Source organism: Paraburkholderia sp. RAU2J (assembly GCF_003634845.1).
Taxonomy (GTDB): domain Bacteria; phylum Pseudomonadota; class Gammaproteobacteria; order Burkholderiales; family Burkholderiaceae; genus Paraburkholderia; species Paraburkholderia fynbosensis.
Map to the genome: position 1 here is coordinate 370,341 of NZ_RBXG01000002.1, position 14,437 is coordinate 384,777.

Consider the following 14,437-nt stretch of genomic DNA (forward strand, 5'->3'; position numbering starts at 1 on the left):
GGGAGACCTCACTTGACCAGCCGTCCATTGCCAACCGATCCGCGCCTGATTTTGCTCAGCCCCGCCGACAACTGCCTGATCGCGGCGGCGCGGCTCGACGCGGGCACGCAGGTGGACATCGAAGGGGAGCGCGTCACGCTGACCCGCACCATCGATCTGGGCCACAAGGTCGCTCGCCATAAGCTCGCGAAAGACGACAAGGTGCTGCGCTACGGCGCCGTGATCGGTCACGTGACCGAAACGGTGGCGCGCGGCGCGCATCTGCATACGCACAACCTCGAAAGCGACTACTTGCCGACCTATACGCACGACGCGGGTCACGAGTTCGTCCATCACTGACACGCGCACCATCACGCGGCCTGTTGCGCCGCTGGAACCATCATGACTGACATTTCCTTGGCAAGCGCCGCGCAGCAACCGATGCTGCAAGGCTATCTGCGCAGTGACGGCCGCAAGGGCATCCGCAATGTGGTCGCGGTGGCGTATCTGGTCGAATGCGCGCATCACGTGGCGCGCGAGATCGTCGCGCAGTTTCGCGAGCCGCTCGACGCGTTCGACGACCCGTCCGCCGAACGTGAGCCGCCCGTGCATCTGATCGGCTTTCCCGGCTGCTATCCGAACGGGTACGCGGAAAAGATGCTCGAGCGCCTCACTACGCATCCGAACGTGGGCGCGGTGCTGTTCGTGTCGCTCGGTTGCGAGAGCATGAACAAGCATTATCTCGTGGACGTAGTGCGCGCGAGCGGCCGTCCCGTCGAAGTCCTGACGATCCAGGAAAAGGGCGGCACGCGCAGCACGATTCAATACGGCGTCGACTGGATTCGCGGTGCGCGCGCGCAACTCGCCGCGCAACGCAAAGTGCCGATGGCGCCGAGCGAACTGGTAATCGGCACGATTTGCGGCGGCTCGGATGGCACGAGCGGCATCACCGCGAATCCGGCGGTGGGCCGCGCGTTCGATCATCTGATCGACGCGGGCGCGGCTTGCATCTTCGAGGAGACTGGCGAACTGGTGGGCTGCGAGTTCCACATGAAGACGCGCGCGGCGCGGCCGGAACTCGGTGATGAAATCGTCGAGTGCGTCGCGAAGGCGGCGCGCTACTACTCGATTCTCGGACACGGCAGCTTTGCGGTCGGCAACGCGGACGGCGGCCTCACCACGCAGGAAGAGAAATCGCTTGGCGCGTATGCGAAGAGCGGCGCGTCGCCGATAGTCGGCATCATCAAACCCGGCGACATTCCGCCGACCGGCGGCCTCTATCTGCTCGACGTCGTGCCGGACGGCGAGCCGCGTTTCGGCTTTCCGAACATCAGCGACAATGCGGAGATCGGCGAGCTGATCGCGTGCGGCGCGCATGTGATTCTGTTCACGACCGGGCGCGGCTCGGTGGTTGGCTCGGCGATCTCGCCGGTCATCAAGGTGTGCGCGAATCCGGCGACCTATCGCAATCTTTCCGGCGATATGGATGTGGATGCGGGCCGCATTCTCGAAGGCCGTGGCACGCTCGATGAAGTCGGCCGCGAAGTGTTCGAGCAAACGGTCGCGGTGGCGCGTGGTGCGGCGTCGAAATCGGAAATGCTCGGGCATCAGGAATTCATTCTGGTCTACAAGACGTTCGATCCGGTTGGGCCTGCCTGCTTGCCGTCGAGTGGGGCGCCCGTGCAACGGGTGGTCGCGATCGAGCCGCATTGACACGCAGTGGGCAAACCCTGTCCGCGCATGGTAAAAATAGAAACGAGACCGGAGTGAGTGCTGAAGCACTCACTCCGCTCGACACAAGGAGACGCGCTCAATGACGGCAACGATCGCATCGAAGATCGGCCAGCGGCGCCGCATTGGCCGCGGCACATTGCAGGTGAGTGGATTGGGTCTCGGCACGGCGCCGCTCGGCGGCTTGTACCGCGATCTGTCCGATGAGGAGGCCCACGCGACCATCACCGCCGCATGGGAGGTGGGCGTGCGCTACTTCGACACTGCGCCGCATTACGGCAACACCAAGGCCGAGCATCGCCTGGGCGACGCGTTGCGCCGTTATCCGCGCAGCGACTACGTGCTGTCGACCAAAGTGGGCCGCCGCTTCGTGCCGCGCACCTCGCCCTTCGACGACCGCGAGGGCTGGCAAAACCCGCTGCCCTTCGAAGCGATCTACGACTACACGCACGACGGCGTCATGCGTTCGTTCGAAGACAGCCAGCAGCGCATGGGCATCGTCGAGATCGACATTCTGCTGGTGCATGACATTGGCCGCATCACCCACGGCGACCAGCATCCCCGTTACTGGCGGCAACTGACCGAAGGCGGCGGCTTCCGCGCGCTGGACCGGTTGCGCTCGACAGGCGCGATCAAAGCGGTCGGGCTCGGCGTCAACGAAGGCGCGGTTATCCTCGACGCGATGGCCGAGTTCGATATCGATTGCGCGTTGCTCGCGGGTCGTTATACGCTCCTCGAACAGACCACGCTCGACGACCTGCTGCCCGCCTGCGAAGCACGTGGCGTCAGTATCCTGTTAGGCGGCGCGTTCAACTCGGGCATTCTGGCGCGCGGTGTCGAGGGCGATCTGAAATTCAACTACGGCGACGCGCCGCCCGACGTGATCGAGCGCGTCGCGCGGCTGGAGGCGGTGTGCCGCGCGCACGGCGTGCCGCTCGCCGCTGCCGCGTTGCAGTTTCCATATGCGCATCCGGCGGTCGCCACCGTGCTGACCGGCGCGCGCAGTGCCGACGAATTGCGTGAGAACGTCGCGTCGTTCGGGCAGCCGATCCCCGCGGGCCTGTGGTCCGCGCTGCGCGACGAAGGCTTGCTCGACGCGCGCGCACCCGCGCCAGAGGATTGATTCGACGATGTTGATCGACGCCCACCAGCACTACTGGGACCCCGCGCGGGGCGACTACGAGTGGCTCACGCCGGAGCTGAAGATTCTATACCGGCCGTTCGGCCCGGCGGATCTCATGCCCTTGCGCGAGCGGGCGGGCATCGAGCGGACAGTGGTGGTGCAGGCCGCGCCGACCATCGACGAAACGCGCTACCTGCTGGACCTCGCGCGCAACGAGCCGTCGATCGCGGGCGTGGTCGGTTGGGTGCCGCTGCTGCTGCCGAATGCGCCTGCGTTGATCGAAGCGCTTGCGCGCGAGCCCAAGTTCAAGGGTGTGCGGCCGATGCTGCAGGATCTGCCCGACCACGGCTGGATCGCGAACCCCGATCTCGCGCCGGCGATCGAAGCACTGATCGCGCACGACCTCGCGTTCGACGCGCTGATCTACGCGCGTCACGTCGAATACGTCGAAATTTTCGCGAAGCGTTTTCCGACGCTGCGCATCGTCGTCGATCACGGCGCGAAGCCGCCGATCCGGTATCGCCAGGCGGGCTTCCAGGCGTGGAAGGACGCGATCACGCGGCTTGCAAGCCTGCCGCAAGTTCACTGCAAACTCTCGGGTCTCGCGACCGAAGCGTCGCCCGGCTGGACCGAGGACACGCTGCGGCCTTACGTCGAACATCTGCTCGCGTCGTTCGGCCCGGCGCGGGTGATGTGGGGCAGCGACTGGCCGGTGCTCGATCTGAACGGCGACTATCTGCTCTGGCATTCGGTGGCGACCACCTTGCTCGCATCGTTGAGCGACGCAGAGCGCGCAGCGGTGTTCGGCGAGAACGCCGCCGCGTTTTACCGGCTTTGATTTCTGAAAGAGTCAGCAGGACACAAGCAGCCCATACACATGGAGTCGTAGATGACACAAAGACTGGCCGGCAAAACGGCCCTGATCACCGCGGCAGGACAAGGCATCGGTCTCGCCACTGCGGAACTCTTCGCACGCGAAGGCGCGCGCGTGATCGCCACGGACATCCGCATCGACGGATTGGCGGGCAAGCCGGTCGAGGCGCGTCAGCTCGACGTGCTCGACGGCGCGGCGATCAAGGCGCTGGCCGCCGAGGTCGGCACGGTCGACGTGCTGTTCAACTGCGCAGGCTTCGTGCACGCCGGCTCGATTCTCGAATGCAGCGAAGAGGATTGGGATTTCGCGTTCGACCTGAACGCGAAGGCGATGTACCGCATGATCCGCGCGTTTTTGCCGGGCATGCTCGAGAAAGGCGGCGGCTCGATCATCAACATGTCGTCGGCGGCGTCGAGCGTGAAGGGCGTGCCGAACCGCTTTGCCTATGGCGCGTCGAAGGCCGCGGTGATCGGACTGACCAAGGCCGTTGCCGCCGATTTCGTGACGCGTGGTGTACGCTGTAACGCGATCTGCCCGGGCACGGTGTCTTCGCCGTCGCTCGAACAGCGGATCGCGGCGCAGGCTCAGGCGCAAGGTACGACGGTGGACGCCGTGCACGCGGCGTTCGTCGCGCGTCAGCCGATGGGCCGCGTCGGCAAGCCCGACGAGATCGCGGCGTTGGCGCTGTATCTCGCGTCCGACGAGTCGTCGTTCACGACGGGCCAGGCGCATGTGATCGACGGCGGCTGGTCGAACTGACGCGCGCTGATTGACGAACCGAATATCACTGAACGTAAAAGGGAAGTACCACGATGAAACTGCTTCGTTATGGGCCGAAAGGCCAGGAAAAGCCGGGCCTGCTCGATGCGCAAGGTAAGATTCGCGATCTGTCCAAGGTGATCGGCGATCTCGACGGCGCCGCGTTGACCGATGAAGGTCTCGCCAAACTGCGCGCGCTCGACCCGGCTTCGCTGCCGGTGGTCGAAGGCAATCCGCGCCTCGGGCCGTGCGTCGCGCGAATCGGCAAGTTCATCTGCATCGGGCTGAATTACGCGGACCACGCCGCCGAATCGAATCTGCCGGTGCCGGCCGAACCGGTCATCTTCAACAAGTGGACGAGCGCGATTTGCGGCCCGAACGACGACGTCGAAATTCCGCGCGGCTCGAAGAAGACCGACTGGGAAGTCGAACTGGGCGTCGTGATCGGCAAGCCGGCGAAATATGTCGATGAAGCCAACGCGCTCGACTACGTCGCGGGCTATTGCGTGATCAACGACGTGTCGGAACGCGAATGGCAGATCGAACGCGGCGGCACGTGGGACAAGGGCAAGGGCTTCGACACGTTCGGCCCGATCGGCCCGTGGGTCGTCACGCGCGATGAAGTCGCCGATCCGCAAAACCTGAACCTGTGGCTCGAAGTGGACGGCCACCGTTACCAGAACGGCAGCACCAAGACGATGGTGTTCGGCGTCGCGAAACTGGTGTCCTATGTGTCGCAGTGCATGAGCCTGCAACCGGGCGACGTGATCTCGACCGGCACGCCCCCGGGCGTCGGCATGGGCGTGAAGCCGAATCCGGTGTTCCTGAAGCCGGGTCAGACGATCCGCCTGGGTATCGAGGGTCTCGGCGAGCAGACGCAGAAGACTTACGCGGCGGATTGATTCGCGCGCTTCGTTTAATTGCGTTGCCGATGTAAAGGGCCGTTCCCGCGTGATGCGGGAACGGCCTTTTTGCATGCGTCGTTCGTGCAGCCGCGATCAGGCGCGTTGCTCAGCAAGCAGCCGTGCCAGCAGCTCGACCAATCGGTCGATGTGCTCGTCTTGCGTGCGCCACGACGACACGCTGATGCGAAATGCGGGCCGCCCTTGCCAGACCGTGCCGCCGAACCACGTTTCGCCGGATGCCTGGGCCGCTTCACGAATCGCGACCGTCTGCGCGTCGGTCTTCGCCCGTACCAGCACCTGATTCAGCACGACGCGATTCAGCACGTCGAAACCGGCGGCACGCAGGCCGTCGGCGATGCGCGACGCCTGCGCGCAATGGCGATCGACCATTTGCTGCACGCCGCTGCGCCCGAGCGAACGCAGCGCCGCCCAGATCGGAATGCCACGCGGACGGCGCGAGAATTCCAGCGTCAAGTTCTTCTGCGCGTCGTGCGCGCCGCTCAGGTAGACCGCGTCGCTGTTCATCGCCGAGGACATCGCCTGCGCATCGCGGCAGATTGCCATCGCGCCGTCATAAGGCGTGTTGAGCCATTTGTGGCCGTCGGTGGTCCAGCTATCGGCGCCGTCGATGCCTTCGGTCAGCGCCCGCTGCGACGACGCGCGCGCCCACAAGCCGAACGCGCCATCCACGTGGACCCATGCGCCTGTCGCCTTGGCGCGCGGTATCAGGTCGGCGAACGGGTCGAATTCGCCGGTGTTCACTTCGCCCGCCTGCACGCAGAAGATCGTCATATCGTCGAGGGACGGCAGACGGGCCGGATCGATGCGGCCATGTTCGTCGACCGGCGCGGCGATCACGCGCTTCATGCCGAAGCCGAGCACGCGCAACGCCTTCTTCACCGTGATATGCGCCATCTCGGAGATGACGACGCGCACCGGCGGCGCGCCGTCGAGCCCGTCGTTATCGAAATCCCAGCCCTTGCGCGCGAGCAGCGCACGACGCGCGGCGGCAATGCAAACGAGCGTGCATGCGGTCGCACTGGTGCCGAAACCGATCGCCGCTTCGCGCGGCAGATCGAGCGCGTCGAGCACCCAGCGCGCCGCGATCTTCTCAATCGTGGCGGCGGCCGGCGAGTTGTCGAAGGTCGAGGCGCATTGGTCCCACGCACCCATCAGGCGCTCGGCCGCAGCGGCCGCCGGCAGCACCGCGCCGATCACGAAACCGTAATAGCGCGGATCGTTCGACGCCACCGTGGCCGGCGAACCGCTTTCGTCGAGCAGGCGCAGCACGTCGGCGGACGCGTGGCCGTGCAGGGGCAAGGCTTCGTCGAAGGCGGCGAGCTGCGCGAGCGCGGCCGCGTCCGGAAACACGCGGCGCTTGCCGATGCCCGCGAGATAAGCGTGTGCGCGCCGGTCCGCGTCGGCGGCGAGAGCGAATTCGTCCATAGGGTTCCTCAAATGGGTGAGAGATGGTGTCGCGCGGGTCTGCGGATCACGAGTTCGTTCGGAGATGGATCGAGGGCGCGGCCGGGACTTTCGCAACTCGGCGTCATTGCGCTCGTAATAGGTGAATTAGCCGGTTCGCTGCGGGCGCACGAGTCCCGCATCAGCGAGGATGCGCGATCACGCGAGACCCGTGCCGCGCCGAAGCATTGCCGTCAGATTATCCCGCCGGTTCGTGTTCGCCGTTTTCACCGATCCGGTTGACCGTGCCTTGCGCGACGGCGACGAGTTTCTCGCGGTTGCCGTCCATCACGTACACGTTGCATTGGCAGGTGGCCTGATGCCGGCCCGCATAGACGACCTTCGCGCGCGCGACCAACGTGCCGTTCACTACCGGGCGCAGATAGTTGATCTTGTATTCGCCGGTCACGACTTTCGGCCCGAGCGACAGCGCGCCGGCGAACGTGAGCGCATTGTCGGCGAGATAGCTGATGACGCCGCCGTGCACGAAGCCATGCTGCTGCCGCAACTCGTCGCGGATCGGCAAACTCAGGGTGAGTTCGCTGGTGCCGGTATGCATCAGCTCGGCGCCTAGCAACATGCTGAACGGCTGGGCATGCAGTGCGCCGCGCGCCCGGTCGAGGAGGTCGGTCATCGTGATTCCTTCGGGCGAGGCCCGCGGTGGCATCTGCACTGGCCTGCGTCGTGCAGTCCCACTCACTCTAGGAAGGGTTAATGCAGCGCGTCAAGGTGATTCGGAAAAATGTGCGGCGTATTGTTGTGCGAAACAGCCGCAATCATGACGTTGGCCGATGAAAAGGGGTTGTAAGCCGATTTTTAATGAAATTGGCCTCAAGCCGACGGCGGCCCTGCCGTTAACCCTGACGTAGGTTCCGTTATTCTTTGCCCTCAGGATTCACGATGTTCAGCAAGATCAAGGTCGCCTCCGGCCTGTTATGTGTTCTGGCCGCGTTCTGCGTATTCCAGCTCGTCACGGTGGGGCTGGGCTTCTGGTCGCTCACCCGTACTCATGACGACGTCGGCGATCTGTCGAACATCGCGTTGAAACAGGTGGACGCGGTCAATGAGACGACCCAGCGCCTGATGGACGCCCGCATCAACCTGTCGCGCGCCGGCACGCGCATGGTGCGCGGCGGCGCGGAGCCGACCGACATCGTGCAGCATGCGCGCGAGCAGCTCACGGCAGCCGATCAGTCCTTCGGCGCGTTCATGAGTGCGCAGAAGACCAGCGACGAAAACGGCGCGCGCGCCACGGCGCTCGCCGATCGCTACAAGAAGCTGCATGACGCGCTCGCCGAACTCGTGCAGTTTCTCGATTCGAACAACATCCAGGCTTTCCTCGATCAGCCGACCCAGTCGTTCCAGGACGCCTATCTCGCGGAGTCGCACAACTTCGTGCAATTCGGCGAGGCGGCGAGCCGCGCATCGCTCGATTCGATCGACGACCGCATGGCGGCATTTCGCGTCGTCAGCATCGTGATCCTGCTGTTGCTGGTGGCCGGCACCGGCGCGGTCTATGCGGGGCTGCGCCGGGGCGTGGTGGCGCCGCTGGAGGAAGCGGGACAGCACTTCGAGCGCATCGCGCAGGGGCGCCTCGACCAGCCGATCGCCGCGCGTGGCACCAACGAGATTGGCCGGCTGTTCTCCGGTCTCGCACGAATGCAGGCGAGCGTGGCGCGCACGGTGCAGACCGTGCGCGAATCCGCCGACTCGATCCACCTCGGCGCCGATGAAATCGCCACCGGCAACGCCGATCTGTCGGCACGTACCGAAAACCAGGCGGCATCGCTCGAAGAAACCGCGTCGAGCATGGAGGAACTGACGGCCACGGTGCGCCAGAACGCGGATCACGCGCGTGAGGCCAATGCGCTTGCCGAAACCGCGCTCGAAGCGACGTCGCGCGGCAGCGAAGTGGTCAACGAGGTGGTCGACAAGATGCGCGGCATCGCGCAAAGCTCGGACAAGATCGCCGAGATCATTTCGGTGATCGACGGCATCGCGTTCCAGACCAACATCCTCGCGCTGAACGCGGCCGTCGAGGCCGCGCGCGCGGGCGAGCAGGGCCGCGGCTTCGCGGTGGTGGCGGGCGAGGTGCGCGGTCTCGCACAGCGCAGCGCGCAGTCGGCGAAAGAGATCAAAACCTTGATCAGCGAATCGGTCGCGGAGATTCAGGGCGGTTCGGCGCTGGTCGAGCATGCCGGCGAGGCGATGAGCAACGTGTCGGCGTCGATTTCGCGCGTCACGCAGATGATGGCGGAAATCAGCGCGTCGTCGCTCGAACAGAGCACGGGCATCGAGCAGGTGAACCAGGCGGTGGTGCAGATGGACGAGATGACGCAGCAGAACGCGGCGCTCGTCGAACAGGCCGCGGCGGCGGCGGCTTCCTTGCATCAACAGACTCAGCAATTGAAACAGGCTGTATCCGTGTTCGAAATTTCTGAAACTGTGTTGCGCACGCAACAGCTCGATGACATGTGCGCTCGGGTTCCGGAATTCGGGGTGTCCGGAATGCGCGCGATCTAACCGCGCAGGCGCTTAAAAATAAGGCATGGCAGCAAAGAAAATGGCCCGCGAATGCGGGCCATTTTGCATCAGACGCAAGCGCCTAAGGGTGCCTCAAGTACCTGAAGGTACTTAGGCCGGCTGGATGTTTGCAGCCTGCTTGCCCTTCGGGCCTTGCTTAACTTCGAACGACACCTTCTGGTTTTCCTGCAGGGACTTGAAGCCGCTGCCTTGAACTTCCGAAAAGTGTGCGAACAGGTCTTCGCCGCCGTCGTCCGGCGTGATGAAGCCAAAGCCCTTTGCATCGTTAAACCACTTCACAGTACCTGTTGCCATTTTTGATCCAGTAAATGTTGTGTGTTGCATTCGCGACCCGCTTTTTCTCAACACGAGACCGAGCGCGAAGTGAGAGTTGTATCACGTCTTTATGACGGACGCCAACCAACCCGTATTCGGGTATTCCCCCGCATCGGCCTTTTTGAGGCTCTGGGACGCATTTGGAAGGGTGTTCCGCCCGGTAGGGTAAACTGCGTGTATTACTCTTCCAGGAAAAACATTGACACATTATTTGCAGGAAGAACTTACGTCGTTCTGGAGTCGTTTGACCCCTTATCTCGCGATATTGGAGTCTAAATCCCCTCAAGAGGGCGCCCTGGACCCGGTCGGCCGAATCACCGTCGATACCGAAGACCGGCAGGCTTTTGCCCTTCATATCACCGATCAGAAGCCGCACGGCGACACGTCGGATATTCCCACCGGCCACAGCGCAACTTATATGCGTTTTAAATCTTCCGGCGCCGATTGGGGACCTTGGCAACGCGAAGAGTATTGATCGACCGGGTGGTCGGCCTTGGCGTCGGCCCCCGTTTGCGAGCTCGCCGCCGGCGCTCAGCCGGCTTCGCGATGGGCGGCGCTTCAGCCGCGTTTCACCCGTGTTTCACCAGCTCTCTGCCGCTCGACCCTCAGCCTTTCCTCCTGCTGCGGCGGCTTCGCTCGCAAAAATCATTCGGCTTGGTACGAACCCAGCGGACGAAGGTGCGCACCGCCTCGTCGGTGAGCAGTGCGTCGACCGTCGAGTAGCGCTGTGCCAGGTCGGTCTCCGAAAACAGCGCGTGAAGCTGTCGGTGGCAGATGCGGTGCAACGCGGCCACCTCCTTGCCGCCCTTCGTTTTGGGTACCCAATGATGCAGGTCGCGCTGGCTCGGCGGGATCGGCCGGCCACAGAGCGGGCAGATTTCCTCCGCCGGCGGCGCGTGATACCAAGGTTCGGCGAGTTTCCTGGCCATGGCCGCGAGACCGGTAGTGGACGGCTGTGCGCAGCGAGGCAGTTAGCCGTCGCTCAGGCCGGCAACCCGGCGTACGCAGTGGCGAGGTGATAGGGCGTGGTGGACGGCATGTCGGCGCGCGCCACGTCGCCTGCCGGCGTCTTGCACTCGAACCAGCCCCGCGGATGCAGAAAGCGTTGCTCGAACAGTTCGATTTGCCGTGGCAGCGCGGCGAGCGCAGCCGGATCGTCGTGGCACGCCAGCGCGCGCAGATATTCCGTTTGCGCCCAGATTCGCTGGGTGGCGTCGTTGATCGCGCCGGTTTCGTCGAGCGAGGCGCACACGCCGCCCGTGGCCGGGTCCACGCCGTGCTGGTGCGCGAAGGCAAACGCGCGCGTAAGCGCTTCGTCGAGGCCGGTTCCTGCGAACTGCGCGCCCGCCTGCCGAACCAGCCAGAACCACTCGAACTGATGGCCCGGCTCGAGACGGTTGACGCTCGCGCCGATCGGTAATTCGGCGATGCAGCCAGTCGGCTTATGCACGAAGTGATGCGCCACCGCGCCGGCCAGACGGCGCAAGGCGGCGCCGAAGACGTTGTCGCGCGTGGCTTCGCAGGCGGCCAGCCAGGCTTCGGTCAGGTGCATCAGCGGATTCTGGATCGGCGTGCCGGTGACGCTGTCGAAATCCGCGCTCAGCGCGGCGTTGAACAGATCACCGTCGGCGGCGAATTGCGACTGAATCAGCGCCGAGGTGTTGTGCACGAGCGCCAGTGCGTCGCGATTGCCCGAACGCCGCCCGTATTCCGCACACGCGAAAACGACGAATGCATGTGTGTACAGGTCTTTCGTGGTGTCGAGCGGCGCGCCGTGCGCGTCGACGCTGTAGAACCATCCACCGTGGACCGTGTCCTGGAAGGTATGCCTCAACGAGTCGAACAGTACTTGGGCATGCTCCGCGTCACCGGCTTGCGAGAACACGAACAGCTGCCGCGCGCAGGCCATCGCTCGATAACGCTCGGCGGGCAGCGGCGCGTGATCCTCGGCGCTGAGGGATTCATAGGGCAACTTGAGCGCGGTGTTGAATCCCGGTCCGCGCCACATGGGCAGCACCACGCTCGTGAAGTGATCGCGTAGTGCGGTGGCGAGGGCGATCGTCGCAGCGGCGGGAGGATTCATGCTCGGTATGGTCAAGTTGTTCAAGCGCGGGATGCCGGAGCGTCCACGGAACCGGTCCGTGATCTGAGCGGCGGCGCGGTGCGGTGGCGGCTCAGGTCGGCGGCGAGTGCGGATGCTACCAGGTTTGCACGCCGACGGTGCAGCATTGCCTTGGCAATCGCGCGCCATACCGCCGACGCCACGTCGACGCAACCCGCACGCGGCTTAGCATAAAGCAAACGGGTCGCGCTGAACACGCCGCCACGGGCGCGAAAACCGCTTCGAATAATGTCTGATAAGGAGGAAAAAACAATGGTGGGGAATCTCGAACTCGTCTCCCGCCTGGTGCTGGCCGCGGCGCTCGGCAGTGTGATCGGCTTCGAGCGGGAGCGGCTCTCGTGGGCGGCGGGCCTGCGCACGCATATGCTGGTGTGCGTCGGCTCGGCGCTCATCATGATCGTGTCGGCTTATGGTTTCGCCGAAGTGCTGAGCGGCGATCACGTCGTGCTCGATCCGTCGCGGATGGCCGCGCAGGTGGTCTCGGGGATCGGCCTTCTCGGCGCGGGCTCGATCCTGCTGCGCGGCGAGATCGTGCGCGGACTGACGACGGCGGCGAGCCTCTGGTCGGTCGCGGCGATCGGCCTCGCGGTCGGCGGCGGACTGTACACGGCGTCGATCGCGGCGACCATCATCATTCTGATCATCCTCGCCGGCATCAAGCCGCTCGAGCGCCGCTTCATCACGGTCAAGCAGCGGCGCCAGGTGACGATGATCGTCGAGCGCGGCACGATGACGTTTCACTCGCTGCACGACGAACTCGGCGCGGCGAGCCCGCGCGTCAAGCAATTCGTGATGCAGCAAAGCGACGACACGCCCGAGCGCGACGAGGTGATGATCACGCTGCATCGCGTGTCGAATACGGAATATGAAGCGATCTGCGCGCGCTTGCGTCAACTGCATGGCGTCAGGCAGTTCAGGCAGGACGAGGCGTCATCCTGAAAAGGCGAAAATCGTCGGGGAATGGCTTCGGCGGGGGCGGGCGGCCATGCGACAATGCGGGCTCGAAAAATTCCAGTGGCATTGACGAGCGGTGCTCGGCGCCCGCTTGACGGCGACGACCGCTTTTTTCTCTATGGCAGATTCCGTAGCAACCAGGCAGTCCCGGCCGCAGCGCGCCGCTTCGAAAAAGCGGCGCCAGGCCACCGTCTCGACCGAAACCGAAAACAAGCTGGCGCGCGCCGCGCGCTCGGCACAACGCCTTGCGCAACTGAGCGGCGCGTCCCGCGACGACAGCACGCTCGACCTGTTCCCCGACGATCCCACCCGCGCGACGCTGGAAGCGATGAATATCGACGTCCGGCAGGGCACGCTGCATGGCTTCGAATTACCCGATGTCGTGCTGGCGGCGGTCGGCGCGATCGACGCCGGCGACGGCGTGTTGCTGGACGCGAAGGCTGCGCGCCGCACGCCGCGTGTCGCGAGGACCGATGAGCCGGTGCCGGTCAACGCGCAATTGAGCGGACTCGAAATCGAGCCGTCGACGCCGGCGGCTTTGCCCGTCGGCGAAAAAACGGTTCCGCCGGACGCGAAGCCGGCGGCGCAAGCGGATGCGCGTGAGAAACCGGCAGTGACGGCGCGCGATCTGGCGATGCCGTTCACGTCCGCGATGGCGGCTGCGACCGTCGCGCGCAGCGTGACCGCGCTGCGTCAGGCGGAAGAACCGCGGACGGCGGCGGCTGACCCGGCGGCCGCGTCGAAGTCGGGCGGCGGCAAACCGCCGCAGCGCTTCGCGGCGACTTTGGCGAAAGCGGCGACGACTTCGCAGGACGCGGCCGTGGCTGACGCCGAAGCGGCGAGCAGGGTTGCCGATGGTGCCACTGTGGACATGAGCGGGGCGTCCGCTGAATCGACCGATGCGGCGGCGAAGCCGTTGACCAATACGGCGGAGGCCCCAGCAGACGCCGGCGCCGCGGCGTTCGCCGCGCCGTGGCGGGAAGCGCAGCGGGCGGAATCGGCGGCAGCCGCGCTGCGTGCCGCGCCGGAACTGGATCGCGCACGCGCAACCGCCTTCGCCGATACCGTCGATGCGCTCTACGGCGTGATTGCCGATCAGCGCCGCGCCGCGACCGATCATTCGCGCCGCATGAAATGGATGTTGTCGATCGTGGTGGGCGCGTTGTTGGCGACGGTGGCGATCGGCATCACTCAGACCCTGCTTCTGATGCGGCTGACGCGCGAGACGACGGCCCAGCAGCACCGCATCGAACAGATGATGCAGACCCAGCAGGCGGCCATGGCCAGCTTGCTCGATTCGCACATCGCAGTGGGCAACGCAGCGGCGGCCAATGCTGCGGCGGCGGCGGTTACGACGCCGCCCGCCGCGCCTCAGCAAGCCGGCGCCGCGACGACGGCTCATGGCAAGCACGCCGCGCGAACCCTGCATGGGTACAGGGCCAAGGCGGTTAGGCCGGGCTGACCATCAGTCACCGCTGCGCCGGCGATAGCCGGCAGCGGCGGCCAGGTTCTCTGGCCAACTTCGGTGGCCACCGCCTTGCCCATCTCGTCCCGCGAGATAGGCGCGGTAAGGCACCCACTCCCCGTCGCCCCGTCGCAACTCCCCTGCGCGTTTTACACTCTCCCCGCTGTTGCGAAGCCAGACAGGTACGCCAGCGCATCTTCTG

Annotated in this window: 15 protein-coding genes; 10 read left to right on the forward strand and 5 right to left on the reverse strand. The window is 65.1% G+C overall.

Translation table 11 applies throughout. The features are described 5' to 3' along the window. The first annotated feature begins 12 nt into the window (after positions 1–12). From B0G69_RS19165 to B0G69_RS19190, 6 genes are all read left to right on the forward strand, one after another. Positions 13–339, forward strand: coding sequence for a UxaA family hydrolase (locus B0G69_RS19165; protein WP_121320085.1), 327 nt, complete (start codon positions 13–15; stop codon positions 337–339). Between the two features lie 42 nt (positions 340–381). Further along, positions 382–1,692, forward strand: coding sequence for a UxaA family hydrolase (locus B0G69_RS19170; RefSeq protein ID WP_121320087.1), 1,311 nt, complete (start codon positions 382–384; stop codon positions 1,690–1,692). A 100-nt stretch (positions 1,693–1,792) separates the two neighbouring features. Beyond that, positions 1,793–2,833 carry an aldo/keto reductase gene (locus B0G69_RS19175; protein ID WP_121320089.1) on the forward strand — a complete coding sequence of 347 codons (1,041 nt, stop codon included), beginning with the start codon at positions 1,793–1,795 and terminating at the stop codon, positions 2,831–2,833. 7 nt (positions 2,834–2,840) lie between these two features. Beyond that, on the forward strand, positions 2,841–3,671 hold the full coding sequence (locus tag B0G69_RS19180) for an amidohydrolase family protein (protein WP_121320091.1): 831 nt from the start codon (positions 2,841–2,843) through the stop codon (positions 3,669–3,671). 51 nt (positions 3,672–3,722) lie between these two features. Further along, complete coding sequence (locus B0G69_RS19185; RefSeq protein ID WP_121320093.1) at positions 3,723–4,466, forward strand: SDR family oxidoreductase; 744 nt, start codon at positions 3,723–3,725, stop codon at positions 4,464–4,466. Between the two features lie 53 nt (positions 4,467–4,519). Next, positions 4,520–5,368, forward strand: coding sequence for an ureidoglycolate lyase (locus B0G69_RS19190; RefSeq protein ID WP_121320095.1), 849 nt, complete (start codon positions 4,520–4,522; stop codon positions 5,366–5,368). 96 nt (positions 5,369–5,464) lie between these two features. Here B0G69_RS19190 and B0G69_RS19195 read toward each other — a convergent pair whose 3' ends face one another. Then, on the reverse strand, positions 5,465–6,817 hold the full coding sequence (locus tag B0G69_RS19195; RefSeq protein ID WP_121320097.1) for an aminotransferase class V-fold PLP-dependent enzyme: 1,353 nt from the start codon (positions 6,815–6,817) through the stop codon (positions 5,465–5,467). A gap of 217 nt (positions 6,818–7,034) precedes the next feature. Then, positions 7,035–7,469, reverse strand: a complete 435-nt coding sequence (locus B0G69_RS19200) for a PaaI family thioesterase (protein WP_121320099.1) — start codon at positions 7,467–7,469, stop codon at positions 7,035–7,037. Between the two features lie 266 nt (positions 7,470–7,735). On the opposite strand from B0G69_RS19200, the gene B0G69_RS19205 reads away from it, so the two are divergent. Next, positions 7,736–9,358: a methyl-accepting chemotaxis protein gene (locus tag B0G69_RS19205; RefSeq protein WP_121320101.1), complete on the forward strand. Its 1,623-nt coding sequence runs from the start codon at positions 7,736–7,738 to the stop codon at positions 9,356–9,358. Positions 9,359–9,469: 111 nt separating this feature from the next. Here B0G69_RS19205 and B0G69_RS19210 read toward each other — a convergent pair whose 3' ends face one another. Then, complete coding sequence (locus B0G69_RS19210; protein ID WP_102632542.1) at positions 9,470–9,673, reverse strand: cold-shock protein; 204 nt, start codon at positions 9,671–9,673, stop codon at positions 9,470–9,472. Positions 9,674–9,893: 220 nt separating this feature from the next. Between B0G69_RS19210 and B0G69_RS19215 the strand changes: the two genes are divergently transcribed. After that, positions 9,894–10,169 carry a hypothetical protein gene (locus B0G69_RS19215; RefSeq protein ID WP_121320103.1) on the forward strand — a complete coding sequence of 92 codons (276 nt, stop codon included), beginning with the start codon at positions 9,894–9,896 and terminating at the stop codon, positions 10,167–10,169. Positions 10,170–10,299: 130 nt separating this feature from the next. On the opposite strand, the gene B0G69_RS19220 is transcribed toward B0G69_RS19215, so the two are convergent. Further along, the gene (locus B0G69_RS19220) at positions 10,300–10,623 is read right to left on the reverse strand and encodes an HNH endonuclease signature motif containing protein (protein ID WP_121320105.1); all 324 of its coding nucleotides are present in this window, start codon (positions 10,621–10,623) and stop codon (positions 10,300–10,302) included. A gap of 53 nt (positions 10,624–10,676) precedes the next feature. After that, positions 10,677–11,786, reverse strand: coding sequence for an AGE family epimerase/isomerase (locus B0G69_RS19225; RefSeq protein ID WP_121323771.1), 1,110 nt, complete (start codon positions 11,784–11,786; stop codon positions 10,677–10,679). A gap of 282 nt (positions 11,787–12,068) precedes the next feature. Between B0G69_RS19225 and B0G69_RS19230 the strand changes: the two genes are divergently transcribed. After that, on the forward strand, positions 12,069–12,755 hold the full coding sequence (locus tag B0G69_RS19230) for an MgtC/SapB family protein (protein ID WP_121320107.1): 687 nt from the start codon (positions 12,069–12,071) through the stop codon (positions 12,753–12,755). Between the two features lie 133 nt (positions 12,756–12,888). Further along, complete coding sequence (locus B0G69_RS19235; RefSeq protein WP_121320109.1) at positions 12,889–14,232, forward strand: hypothetical protein; 1,344 nt, start codon at positions 12,889–12,891, stop codon at positions 14,230–14,232. The last annotated feature ends 205 nt before the right edge of the window (positions 14,233–14,437 follow it).